General features: G+C 71.6%; 11 protein-coding genes. All 11 read left to right on the top strand.

Features of this window, described 5'->3' with window-relative positions:
• Nucleotides 1-46: 46 nt before the first annotated feature.
• The 11 genes from FHU30_RS17270 to FHU30_RS17320 all read left to right on the top strand — a co-directional run bounded on the left by FHU30_RS17270 (nt 47) and on the right by FHU30_RS17320 (nt 12,250).
• Nucleotides 47-451, top strand: a complete 405-nt coding sequence (locus FHU30_RS17270) for an ectoine synthase (RefSeq protein ID WP_253876949.1) — start codon at nt 47-49, stop codon at nt 449-451.
• On the top strand, nt 448-1,353 hold the full coding sequence (thpD, locus tag FHU30_RS17275; RefSeq protein ID WP_308211325.1) for an ectoine hydroxylase: 906 nt from the start codon (nt 448-450) through the stop codon (nt 1,351-1,353). Before FHU30_RS17270 ends, thpD begins: the two co-directional genes overlap by 4 nt.
• A gap of 118 nt (nt 1,354-1,471) precedes the next feature.
• Nucleotides 1,472-2,383, top strand: a complete 912-nt coding sequence (ehuB, locus tag FHU30_RS17280) for an ectoine/hydroxyectoine ABC transporter substrate-binding protein EhuB (protein ID WP_253876951.1) — start codon at nt 1,472-1,474, stop codon at nt 2,381-2,383.
• A 5-nt stretch (nt 2,384-2,388) separates the two neighbouring features.
• Entirely contained in the window at nt 2,389-3,096 is a 708-nt protein-coding gene (gene ehuC / locus FHU30_RS17285) for an ectoine/hydroxyectoine ABC transporter permease subunit EhuC (protein ID WP_253876953.1), read from the top strand.
• On the top strand, nt 3,093-3,746 hold the full coding sequence (ehuD, locus tag FHU30_RS17290) for an ectoine/hydroxyectoine ABC transporter permease subunit EhuD (RefSeq protein ID WP_253876955.1): 654 nt from the start codon (nt 3,093-3,095) through the stop codon (nt 3,744-3,746). Before ehuC ends, ehuD begins: the two co-directional genes overlap by 4 nt.
• Nucleotides 3,733-4,587 (top strand): ectoine/hydroxyectoine ABC transporter ATP-binding protein EhuA, encoded by an 855-nt coding sequence (ehuA, locus tag FHU30_RS17295; RefSeq protein ID WP_253876957.1) that lies wholly within the window; start codon nt 3,733-3,735, stop codon nt 4,585-4,587. The genes ehuD and ehuA overlap by 14 nt, the downstream gene beginning before the upstream one ends.
• 510 nt (nt 4,588-5,097) lie before the next feature.
• Nucleotides 5,098-6,630, top strand: a complete 1,533-nt coding sequence (locus FHU30_RS17300; RefSeq protein WP_253876959.1) for an alkaline phosphatase family protein — start codon at nt 5,098-5,100, stop codon at nt 6,628-6,630.
• A gap of 129 nt (nt 6,631-6,759) precedes the next feature.
• Nucleotides 6,760-7,923 carry a thiolase family protein gene (locus tag FHU30_RS17305; RefSeq protein ID WP_253876961.1) on the top strand — a complete coding sequence of 388 codons (1,164 nt, stop codon included), beginning with the start codon at nt 6,760-6,762 and terminating at the stop codon, nt 7,921-7,923.
• A complete protein-coding gene (locus FHU30_RS17310; protein WP_253876963.1) occupies nt 7,923-8,342 on the top strand; it encodes a Zn-ribbon domain-containing OB-fold protein in 420 nt (139 codons plus the stop codon). The genes FHU30_RS17305 and FHU30_RS17310 overlap by 1 nt, the downstream gene beginning before the upstream one ends.
• Before the next feature lie 379 nt (nt 8,343-8,721).
• Entirely contained in the window at nt 8,722-9,675 is a 954-nt protein-coding gene (gene pip / locus FHU30_RS17315) for a prolyl aminopeptidase (protein WP_253876965.1), read from the top strand.
• An 85-nt stretch (nt 9,676-9,760) separates the two neighbouring features.
• Nucleotides 9,761-12,250, top strand: a complete 2,490-nt coding sequence (locus FHU30_RS17320; protein WP_253878020.1) for a terpene synthase family protein — start codon at nt 9,761-9,763, stop codon at nt 12,248-12,250.
• Nucleotides 12,251-12,414 lie beyond the last annotated feature (164 nt).

A 12,414-nucleotide genomic window follows, 5' to 3' on the forward strand; every position in this document is an offset into this window, starting at 1 on the left:
CGTCCACCCGATCCGACACCGCGATCCCGACACGGAGGAGACCCAGTTGATCGTCCGATCGCTGAACGACATCGTCGGCACCGACCGCGACGTCCAGGCCGAGACCTGGGCGAGCCGTCGGCTGGTGCTGGCGAAGGAGAAGGTCGGCTTCTCGCTGCACGACACCGTCCTGTACGCGGGGACGGAGACCCGGATGTGGTACGCCAACCACATCGAGGCGGTGTACTGCATCGCCGGCGAGGGCGAGCTGGTCAACGAGGAGACCGGCGACAAGCACCGCATCGAGCCCGGCGTGATGTACCTGCTGGACGGCCACGAGCACCACACCCTGCGCGCCCACACCGACGTGCGCACGGTCTGCGTCTTCAACCCCCCGTGCACCGGGCGGGAGGTCCACGACGAGAACGGCGTCTACCCGCTGATCACCGAGCAGGAAGGAACGGACGCGTGAGCGTGATCGAGACCCATCCGAGCATCGACGACTCCTATCCGACCCGCAAGTGCGAGGAGGCGGCCCTTCTCTACCGGCAGGACCCGGTGGTCTACGGGACCCCCGCCGACGGCCCGATCGACGCCGCCACCCTGGACGGCTACGACGCCAACGGCTTCCTGACCATCGACCGGCTCCTGGAGCCGGACGAGGTCGAGGGCTTCCGGGCCGAGCTGCGCCGGCTCGCGTCCGACCCGGCGATGCTCGCCGACGAGCGGACGGTGACCGAGCGCGGCACCGACGAGGTCCGCTCGATCTTCGAGGTGCACAAGATCAGCGAGGTGTTCGCCGAGCTGGTCCGGGACGAGCGGGTGGTCGGCCGGGCCCGGCAGATCCTCGGCTCGGACGTGTACGTCCACCAGAGCCGGGTGAACTACAAGCCGGGCTTCACCGGCAAGGACTTCTACTGGCACTCCGACTTCGAGACCTGGCACGCCGAGGACGGCATGCCGCGGATGCGCGCGGTCAGCATCTCGATCGCGCTCACCGAGAACTTCGTGCACAACGGCGGGCTGATGATCATGCCCGGCTCGCACCGGACGTTCGTGTCCTGCGTCGGCGAGACCCCGGACGACCACTACAAGGAGTCCCTGAAGAACCAGGAGGTCGGCACGCCCGACCCGGGCAGCCTGTCGATCCTCGCCGACAAGCACGGGATCGAGCTGTTCACCGGCCCGGCCGGCTCGGCGACGATGTTCGACTGCAACTGCATGCACGGCTCGAACGGCAACATCACGCCGTTCCCGCGGTCGAACGTCTTCGTCGTGTTCAACAGCGTCGAGAACGCCTGCGAGGAGCCGTTCTCCGCCAAGCAGCCGCGGCCGCCGTTCATCGGCGCCCGCGACTTCACCCCGATCCGCTGACCGTCCGCCGACCAGGCCGCGACCACATCCATTGTCCGTCCCCAGATCCCGAAGTCGCGTCCGCCGGGTCCCCGCGAGGGGGCCCGGCGGACGCGGCGCACCCCAGGAGTCGAAGAAGATGAGCAACGACAGAGCGTCCGGCACCGACCGGCGCGGGTTCCTGCGCACAGCGGCGCTGCTCGGCGCAGCGGTGCCGCTGGCCGCGGCGGGCTGTTCCACCACCGACCCGAAGGCCGAGCAGCAGGGCGGCGGCACGCTGAAGCGGGCCAAGCAGGACGGCAAGATCACCATCGGGTTCGCCAACGAGTCGCCCTACGGGTACACCGACAAGAGCGGCAAGCTCACCGGGGAGGCGCCCGAGCTGGCCCGGGTGATCTTCAAGGAGCTCGGCATCGACAAGGTGGAGGGTGTCAACGTCGACTTCGGCGGGCTCATCGGCGGGTTGAAGGCCAAGCGGTTCGACGTGATCGCGGCCGGCATGTTCGTCACCCCGACCCGGTGCGCCGAGGTCGCCTTCGCCGACCCGGACTACGTCGCCAAGTCGGCGTTCATGGTGCCCAAGGGCAACCCCAAGGGCGTGCACAAGTTCGAGGACGCCGCGGCCAAGAAGCTCAAGGTCGGCGTGCTGACCGGCGCGGTGGAGGGCGACTACGCCACCAAGCTCGGTGTGTCCAAGGGCGACCTGAAGACCTTCCCGGACCAGCCGAGCGCCTTCGAGGGCCTCAAGGCCGGCCGGATCGACTGCATCGCGCTGACCCGCATCTCGCTGGTCGACACGCTGAACAAGCACCAGGGCTCGGGCTTCGAGGTGACCGACGCGTACGTGCCGATCATCGACGGCAAGGAGCAGTTCGGCGCCGGGGCGTTCGCGTTCCGCAAGGCCGACACCGACCTGGTGAAGGCGTTCAACCAGAAGCTCGGCGAGCTGAAGACGGGCAACCGGCTGCTGCCGGTGATCAAGCCGTTCGGGTTCAGCCAGGCCGAGCTGCCCGGTCCGAACGACACCGCCGCGCGCTTCTGCCAGGGCTGACGCCCATGTCAGAGGTTCTCAACAGCTACCCGCAGCTGCTCCGGGGCGCCTGGCTCACGATCCAGATCACGCTCTACGCGGCCGCGTTCGCGCTGGTCCTGGCGATGGTGTTCGGCCTGCTCGGGACCGCCCGCAGCCGGCTGCTGCGTGCCGTCAACCGGGTTTACGTGGAGTTCTTCCGGGGCATCGCCGCTCTGGTGCTGCTGTACTGGTTCTTCTACGCTCTGCCGCTGCTCGGGCTGCGGTTCACCCCGCTCGCGGCGGCCGTGCTGGCGATCGGGCTGAACTACGGCGCGTACGGCGCGGAGGTGGTGCGCGGCTCGGTGAACGCCGTCCCGCGGGCCCAGTGGGAGGCGGCCTGCGCGATCAACTTCACGCCGCTCCAGCGGCTGCGGCGGGTGCTGCTGCCGCAGGCGTTCGCGCTGATGCTGCCGCCGTTCGGCAACCTGTTCATCGAGCTGATGAAGGCGACCGCGGGCGTGTCGCTGGTGGGGATCGCCGACCTGACCTTCCGGGCCAAGCAGATCCAGGCGTCCACGGGGCAGACGGCCGCGACGTTCGTGGTCATCCTGGTGATGTACTTCGTCATCGCGCAGGCGCTGCAGGTGCTGGTGCGGCTCGCCGAGCGGCGGTCCGACCGGGTGCTCGGGCGCCGCCTGCCGACCCGTCCCGCCCCGATCGCCGCGACCACCGGGGAGGTGGTGTCGCCGTGAACTGGGACTGGCACTACAGCGGCCAGGTCATCCCCGACCTGCTGGACGGCCTGCGCGTCACGATCATCGCGACGATCTTCGGCTACCTGATCGCCCTGGTCCTCGGCCTGGTCTGGGCGCTGCTGCGCCGCTCGCCCTCGCGGGTGCTGAACCAGGCCGTCAGGTGGGTGACCGAGTTCATCCGCAGCACCCCGCTGCTGGTGCAGCTGTTCTTCATCTTCTACGTGCTGCCCGCCTGGGGCGTCACGCTCGGCGCGCTCACCGCCGGGATCGTGGGCCTCGGCGTGCACTACTCGACCTACACCGCCGAGGTGTACCGGGCGGGCATCGACGACGTGCCGCGGGGCCAGTGGGAGGCGTCCAGGGCGCTGAACCTGCCCCGCCGCCGCGTGTGGTTCGCCGTGATCCTGCCGCAGGCGGTCCGGCGCATCATCCCGACGCTGGGCAACTACCTGATCGCCCTGTTCAAGGACACGCCGTTCCTGCTCGGCATCACCGTGGTCGAACTGCTGGGCAGTGCGTACGACGCGGGCGCGCACAGCCTGAAGTACCTGGAGCCGATCACCGTCGCCGGGCTGTTCTTCATCGCCGTGAGCGTCGTGTCGTCCCTGGCCCTGCGACGTCTGGAGCATCGATATGCCACCAACTGACACAACCTCGCCCGCCGATCCGCTGCCGGAGCGGGCGGCGGACGGCACGCCCGGCAAGCCGCCCACGCGGGTGCCGTGCGGGATCAAGTTCGAGAAGGTGGTCAAGCGGTTCGGCGACAACGTCGTGCTGGACCACCTGAACTTCGAGGTCGCGGCCGGGGAGCGGGTCACGCTGATCGGGCCGTCCGGGTCCGGCAAGACCACGATCCTGCGGCTGCTGATGACGCTGGAGCACCCCGACGGCGGCATCATCCGCGTCGGCGACGACCCGCTGTGGCACATGGAGCGCGGCGGGAAGCTCGTCAAGGCCAACGAGCGGCACCTGCACGAGATGCGCAAGCGGATCGGGATGGTGTTCCAGCAGTTCAACCTGTTCCCGAACATGAACGTGCTGCGCAACCTCACCGAGGGCCCCGTGCACGTGCTCGGGCTCGGCAAGGACGAGGCGGTCGAGCGGGCCCGCGGCCTGCTGGACATGATCGGCCTGGCCGACAAGGAGGACGCGCACCCGACCCAGCTGTCGGGCGGCCAGCAGCAGCGCGTCGCGATCGCGCGGGCGCTGGCCATGGAGCCGACCGTCCTGCTGCTGGACGAGGTGACCTCCGCGCTCGACCCCGAGCTGGTCGTCGGCGTGCAGGACCTGCTGCGCGACATCGCGGCCAACACCGACGTCACGATGCTCTGCGTGACCCACGAGATGGGCTTCGCGAAGGACATCTCCAACCGCGTCCTGATGTTCGACCAGGGCCGCATCGTCGAGGAGGGCACGCCGGAGGCGATCTTCGAGGACCCGGAGGAGGACCGCACCCGCGAGTTCCTCAGCGCCATCCTCGCCACCTGACCCCACTCCCCGGCACGGCGGCGCCGCCCGCGCGCGGCGGACGGCCCCGCCGTGCCGCACGGCCCGCCCACGCAAGCGACGGCGCTCGGTCGTTCGCGCGCGGCGAGCGGTCGGCGTCGAGCCGTCCACATGGCGGACGGCGCTCGACTGTTCGTGCGCGGCGAGCAGTCGGGCTCAGCCGTCCATCCGGCTGGCGGCGCTCGACTGTTCGCGCGCGGCGAGCAGTCGGCGTCGAGCCGTCCATGCGGCGGGTGGCGCTCGGTCGTTCGCGCGCGGCGAGCGGTCGGGGTCGAGCCGTTTATGCGGGGGCGGGTCGGGGAGCGGTGTGTGAAGCTCGCGTGAACGCGGGCGGAGCACGGGGGCGGGGCGCGGCCGTGACCTCGGCGGCGCCTCGCCCATAGGCGTTGCTTATGGCGGCCATCGTGCGATCACTCTGGGACGGGAGCCCCGGCGGAGGTTCCATAACGGGCGGAATCCCCGTGCGTTCCTCCCCCAGAGAGGCTGCCCCCGATGCACCGAACCGTCCGATTCCTACCGTGTCTGGCCGCCGCCGGACTCGCCGTCGCGCTCTCCCCCGCCGCCACCTCCGCCGCCGCACCGGCGCCCACCGCGCCGCGGGCCCTGGCGCAGCCCGCGCCGTCCAACCGGCACGTGGTCGTGTTCGGCACCGACGGGACGCGCTGGGACAAGGTCCTGGCGTACGACACCCCGACGATCAAGTCCCTGATCAGCGCCGGGTACGCGACGCCGTCCTGGCTGTACGCGCAGCCGATGGCGCCGACGCTGAGCGGGCCCGGCTGGTCCACGAACCTGACCGGCGTCTGGCCGGACAAGCACAAGGTCGTCGACAACGCCTTCACAGGCAACCAGATCGCCCAGTACCCGGACTTCCTGACCCGGATCAAGACCGCGAACTCGGCGTTCCGGACGTACGCGGCGGTGGACTGGAAGCCGATCGGCACCTACATCCTGGGCGCCGGTGTCGACCGCAAGGACGTCCTGGACGGCGACACCGACGGCTACCCCGGCGACGACGCGAAGATCGCGAACACGGCGTCCGCCTACATCCGCGACACCGGCCCGGACGCGTCGTTCGTCTACTTCGGCAACGTGGACGAGGCCGGCCACCAGTACGGCGGCGCGAGCACCCAGTACCGGACGGCCGTGGAGACGGTCGACAAGCAGATCGGGCAGGTGATCAGCGCGATCAAGAGCCGTCCCACGTACGCGTCCGAGCAGTGGCTGTTCGTGGTGACGACCGACCACGGGCACACCGACGCGGGCGGGCACGGCGGCAACACGCCCGAGGAGCGGCGCTCGTTCGTGGTGGCGGCCGGGCCGGGCGTCCCGCACACCACTCCCCCGATCACCGGCAAGAACGTGGACATCGCCGCGACCGCGCTGGACTACCTCGGCATCGCCCGCCCGTCCGCGCTGGACGGCCAGGACGTCACGACCGCGTCGTCCGACCCGTTCGACACGCTCGCGGGCGCGCTGAAGCCGCGGGTGGACGAGACGGGCATCCCGTCCTCGACGCTCGGCTGGACGCAGCAGACCCCGTCCGGGTGGAAGATCGACAACACCGGGATGGGCACCGGCGGCGTCAGCGAGTGGCGCGGCTGGTCGTTCACCGATGACGAGTTCTGGACGTCCACCCAGCGCGGCCAGGGACGCGAGACCAACGTGCGGGCGCGCGGGGTGTTCGCGGTCGCCGACTCGGACGAATGGGCCGATAAGACCTTTAGCGGAACGTTCAACAGCAACCTCGTCTCGCCCGCCTATCCGGTCGCAGGCAAGAGCCAGGTGACGCTCTCGTTCGGCTCGCACTACCTGAAGGACGGCAACGAGACCGCCCAGGTGTTCGTCTCGTTCGACGGCGGCGCACAGACGCAGGTGCTCAAGTACACCGGCGACGCGCAGGCCCGCATCGAGCACCTCGCGGTGTCCGTGCCGAGCGGCGCGCAGAACATGACCGTCACCTGGCGCCTGTCGAACGGCAACAACAACTGGTACTGGGCCATCGACAACCCGCAGGTCTCCTGACCCACCCCGCCGCCCCAGCCCCCAACGCCCCCCGCCCCGCTGGTAGCGGTGCGGGGGGCGCGGTTCGGTGATTGCGATCACCGGGTCGGGGCGTGGCCAGTACCGAATGTCGTTCGGTACGGTGGTGGGATGAGAGACGGCGCGGCCATCGCGGGGCTCGGCATGACCGAGCTCGGCAGGGTGTACGGGCGCAGCCCACGCAGGCTCGCCGCGGACGCGGTGCGCGCGGCGGTCGCCGACGCGGGCCTCGGCCTCGGCGAGCTGGACGGGCTGCTGGTCAGCCACGGGCTCGGCGGCTCGCCCGGGATCGAGGTGGCCGACACGCTCGGCCTGCGCGACCTGCGGCTGCTCACCCAGATGAACTCCTTCGGCGCGACCGCCGGGGCGATGCTGTCGTACGCGGCGATGTCGGTGCTGTCCGGCGCGGCGACGACCGTGGCCTGCGTGTTCGCGGACGCGCCGCTCAAGCCGAAGCAGTCGGCGGGCTCGGCCTACCACCGGGACGCGGCCGAGTGGTACGGGTTCGGCGGGATGACCGCCGCGCTCGGCCTCCGCAGCGTGAACGCCTTCTACGCGCTCGCCGCGCAGCGCCACATGGCGCGGTACGGCACGACCAGCGAGCAGCTCGGCGCGATCGCGGTCAGCACGCGCGACTGGGCGTCCCGCAACCCGCTCGCCCAGATGCGCGACCCGATCACCCTCCAGGACCACCAGGACTCCCGCTGGGTCGCCGAGCCGCTGCACCTGCTGGACTGCTGCCTGGTGTCCAACGGCGCGATCGCGGTCGTGGTGACGTCCGCGGACCGCGCCGCCGACCTCGCCCGTCCGCCCGTCCACCTGTGGGGGTGGGGGCAGGGCCATCCGGGGCACCGCAAGGAGCGCGGCAGCGCGTTCGGGCTGACCACGGGCGCGGCGACGTCCGGTCCGATCGCGATGAAGATGGCCGGGATCACCCCGGCGGACGTCACGCAGGCGCAGCTCTACGACTGCTACACCTACACGGTGCTGGTGTCGCTGGAGGACTACGGCTTCTGCGGCAAGGGCGAGGGCGGCGCGTTCGCCGCGTCCGGGGCGCTCGGACCGGACGGCGCGCTCCCGACCAACACCGGCGGCGGGCAGTTGTCCGGCTACTACATGTGGGGCATGACGCCGGTGTCGGAGGCGGTCATCCAGGCGCGCGGCGACGGCGGCGACCGCCAGGCGCCCAGCGACATGATCCTGGTCAGCGGCAACGGCGGCATCCTCGACCACCACGCCACGCTGGTCCTCAGCCCACACCGGAAGGGGGCCTGATGGACATCGGGATCCTGCGCCGCGACGGCCGCACCGACGGATTCTTCGACGCCGCCGCGCGCGACCGCCTCGCCGTCCGCCGCTGCCCGTCCTGCACCGCCGCCGCCCCGGACGCGGCCGCCTTCCTGCCCCCGGACGCCACGTCCTGCCCGGACTGCGGCACCGAGGACCTGGACTGGGCGGACGTCTCGGGCGAGGCGACCCTCGTCACCTGGACGATCCTGCACGGCCGCCCGGCCGAGGACGGCACGACTCCCCCGCCCGCGCTGATCGCCCTCGTCGAACTCGCCGAGGGCCCGTGGCTGTACGCGCGCCTGGACGACCTGGCGCCGTCCGACCTGCGTGAGGGGTTGGCTTTGCGGGCCCGGTTCGTCCACCCGCCCGAGGGCGAGGCGTACCCCCTCTTCATCCCCGCCTGACCGTCCACCAGCGCTGGCCAAGCGGACGGCCCGGCCCACCACGGGCGGCCCGGCCCAGTGGACAGCTCAGCCAGCGGACGGACAGGCCCGACGGACAGCTCGCCCCGCGTACCGACCGGGCTGCGGACGAGCTGGGCTGCGGACCGGACCGGACCGGGGCGCGGACGGACCGAGCCGCGGACGGACCGGGCCGGGGCGCGGACGGACCGGGCCGGGGCGCGGACGGACCGGAGCGCGGACGGACCGGGCTGCGGACGGACCGGGCTGCGGACGGACCGGGCTGCGGACGGACCGGGCTGCGGACGGACCGGGCTGCGGACGGACCGGGCTGCGGGTGGCCGGGGGCTCTGGGGGTCGGCGGGTGCGGGAGACTGTGATCATGAGAGGCCTCTATCCACCGGCCGAGCCGTACGCGGTCGGCATGCTGCCCGTCGGCGGGCAGGACGAGATCTACTGGGAGACCTGCGGCGACCCGGACGGCACGCCCGTGGTGTTCGTGCACGGCGGGCCCGGCGGCGGTTGCTCGCCCACGAGCCGGCGCCTGTTCGATCCGGACGCGTACCGGATCGTCCTGTTCGACCAGCGCAACTGCGGGCGCAGCAAGCCGCACGCGTCCGAGCCGGACATCGACCTGTCCGCCAACACGACGGCGGCGATGGTCGCGGACATGGAGGCGCTGCGCGTCCACCTCGGCATCGAGCGCTGGGTGGTGTTCGGCGGGTCGTGGGGCAGCACGCTGTCGCTCGCGTACGCGCAGGCGCATCCGGAGCGCGTCCGGGCGCTGGTGCTGCGCGGCGTCTACCTCGTCCTGCCCGCGGACGAGCCGTGGTGCTTCGCCGAGGGCGGCGTGTCCCGGCTGTTCCCGGACGCGTGGGAGGGCTTCCGCGATGCGATCCCCGAGGACGAGCGCGGCGACTACATGGCCGCCTACGCGCGCCGCCTCGCCGACCCGGACCCGGACGTCCACGTCCCGGCGGCGCTCGCCTGGACCCGCTGGGAGGACGCGACCTGCTACCTGATCCAGCGCGAGGACGAGGAGGACGTCCGCTCGGCGGTCGCCGTGGCCCGCCTGGAGAACCGCTACTTCGGCAACGGCTGCTTCCTCGAACCCGGCCAGCTGCTCCGGGACGCCCCGCGCCTGAAGGGCATCCCGGGCGTCATCGTCAACGGCCGCTACGATCTGCTTACCCCGCCGGACGCCGCCTGGGCGCTGCACCGGGCCTGGCCGGACGCGGAACTGCACATCATCCCGGACGCGGGCCACGGCTTCGACGAACCCGGCACGCTGAACCGTCTCATCGAGGCCACAGACCGGTTCCGGGAGGCACGCTGATCTCACCACGGGGCAACGCTCACGCTCTGTAAGACTTCGCATCGGGAGAGTGCTCCGGGTGGCGAGGCGAGAGGGTGGTCATTCCATGGGCGTGGTCGGCACGGCGCAACCGTTCCAGCTGCCGAGGTTCTACACCGCGTATCCCGCCCGGCTGAACCCCAACCTCGACGCGGCCCGCGCGCACTCGGTGCCGTGGGCGCGCGCGATGGGCATGCTGGAGGGCTCCGGCGTCTGGGACACCGCCGACCTGGAGGCCCACGACTACCCGCTGCTCTGCGCCTACACCCATCCCGACTGCGACGCGGCGGAACTGGCGCTGATCACCGACTGGTACGTGTGGGTGTTCTACTTCGACGACCACTTCCTGGAGCGGTACAAGCGGACCGGCGACCGCGAGGGCGGCCGCGACCACCTGGCGCGGCTGCCCCGGTTCATGCCGCTCGACGGCGACATGAGCGGCGTGCCCGAGCCGTCCAACCCGGTCGAGGCGGGCCTTGCGGACCTGTGGGCCCGGACCGTCCCGGCGATGTCGCGGGCGTGGCGCGAGCGGTTCGCCGAACGCACCGAGCACCTGCTGAACGAGTCGCTCTGGGAGCTTTCGAACATCAACGCGCACCGGATCGCGAACCCGGTCGAGTACATCGAGATGCGCCGCCGGGTCGGCGGCGCGCCCTGGTCGGCGTGCCTGGTCGAGCACGCCGCGAACGCCGAGATCCCCGCCCGCGTCGCCGGGTCGCGGCCTCTCGGCGTGCTGCGCGACGCGTTCTCCGACGCCGTGCACCTGCGCAACGACCTGTTCTCCTACCAGCGCGAGGTGATGGACGAGGGCGAGCTCAGCAACGGCGTCCTCGTGCTGGAGACGTTCTTCGGCTGCACGACGCAGGAGGCGGCCGAGGCGGTCAACGACGTCCTGACGTCCCGGATGCAGCAGTTCGAGCACACCGCCCTCACCGAGGTCCCGCCGCTCTGCGTCGAGGCCGGCCTCGACCCGTTCGAGATCGCGCGCGTCGGCGCGTACATCAAGGGCCTCCAGGACTGGCAGTCCGGCGGCCAGGAGTGGCACCTCCGCTCGTCCCGCTACATGAACAAGGGCGCCCTCGACGACCGCGCCTCAACCGACCCCGGAACGACCGCCCTGGAAGCCCTGTCCGCCGCCGGACTGGACGTCCAGGCGCCGGGAACGGCCGCGCTGGGAACGGCCGGCCTGGGGACGTCTGGCCTGGGGACGTCTGGCCTGGGGACGTCTGGCCTGGGGACGTCTGGCCTGGGAACGGCCGGGCTCGGCACGAGCGGGCTGGGAACCGCCGACCTGGGTACGGCCGCGCTCAGCGCGAGCATGCTGGGGACGGCTGGCCTGGGAAAGGCTGGCCTTGGCACGAGCGGGCTCGGGACGGCCGGGCTGGGCACGAGCGGGCTCGGCACGGCTGGCCTCGGCACGAGCGGGCTTGGGACGAGTGGGTTGGATGTGCGGTCGTTGTTCGGGCCGCCCGCCGTCGCGCGGCTGCGGAAGTACGCGCACGTGCCGAGGCGGGTCGGGCCGTCGGTGATCCCCGAGATCGAGATGCCGTTCGAGCTAACGCTCAACCCGCACCTGTCCGGCGCACGGGAACGCCTGGCCGCGTGGGCCGAGCGGATGCGCCTGCTGCGCGGGCAGCCGGGCGTCCCCGGATCGGACGTCTGGAACGAGGGGCTGTTCACCGGCTTCGACCTGGCGCTCTGCGCCGCCGGGCTCGCCCCGGACGCCGGGCCCGACGAGCTCGACCTCGGCGCGCAGTGGCTCACCTGGGGCACCTACGCCGACGACTACTACCCGGCGGTCTTCGGCCGCGTCCGCGACTTCGCCGGCGCGCGTGCCAGCAATGCCCGACTCGCGCTGTTCATGCCCGTGGACGACGGTGCGCCCGTCCCGCCCGCGACGACCGGCCTCGAACGCGGCCTCGCCGACCTGTGGCGGCGCACCACCGCGTCCATGGACCGCGAGCCGCGGCTCCGGTTCCGCGCGGCGATCGAGGCGATGCTCGAAAGCTGGTTGTGGGAGCTGGCCAACCACGTCCAGAACCGCGTCCCCGACCCGGTCGACTACATGGAGATGCGCCGCCACACCTTCGGGGCCGACATGACGATGCGCCTGACCCGTCTCGGGAGGGCCGCGGCGATCCCGGACGAAGTGTTCCGCACCGGTCCCGTGCAGTCGCTGCTGCACTCGGGGAGCGACTTCGCATGCCTCGTCAACGACATGTTCTCGTTCCAGAAGGAGATCGAGTTCGAGAACGAGCTGCACAACGCGATCCTCGTCGTCCAGAACTTCTTCGGCTGCGACTACCCGGCCGCGCTGCGCATCGTCGCGGACCTGGCGGCGTCCCGGATGCGGCAGTTCCAGCACGTCGTGGTGAACGAGCTGCCCGTCCTGTGCGACGACATGGAGCTGTCGAACGAGGGGCGGGCGGGGCTCGGGGTGCTGGTGCGGGACCTCCAGAACTGGATGTCCGGAATCCTGCACTGGCACTGGACCGTCCGCCGCTATGGCGAGGAGGACCTCCGCCGCCGCTACCGCGTCGCCCCCTGGACCGAATGACGAGGAGCCGCGCCGCTCGGGCGCACCCTGGATGACAAGGAGCCGCGCCACCACCCTGGATGACGAGGAGCTGCGTCACCACTCTGGAGGACGAGAAAGCTGGGCCGCCAGTTCCGGGACGCCCCTGGAGGACGAGGAGCTGGGCCGCCGGCGCTGGGGCGCAC

Source organism: Actinomadura rupiterrae (assembly GCF_024172125.1).
GTDB classification, from domain to species: Bacteria; Actinomycetota; Actinomycetes; order Streptosporangiales; family Streptosporangiaceae; genus Spirillospora; species Spirillospora rupiterrae.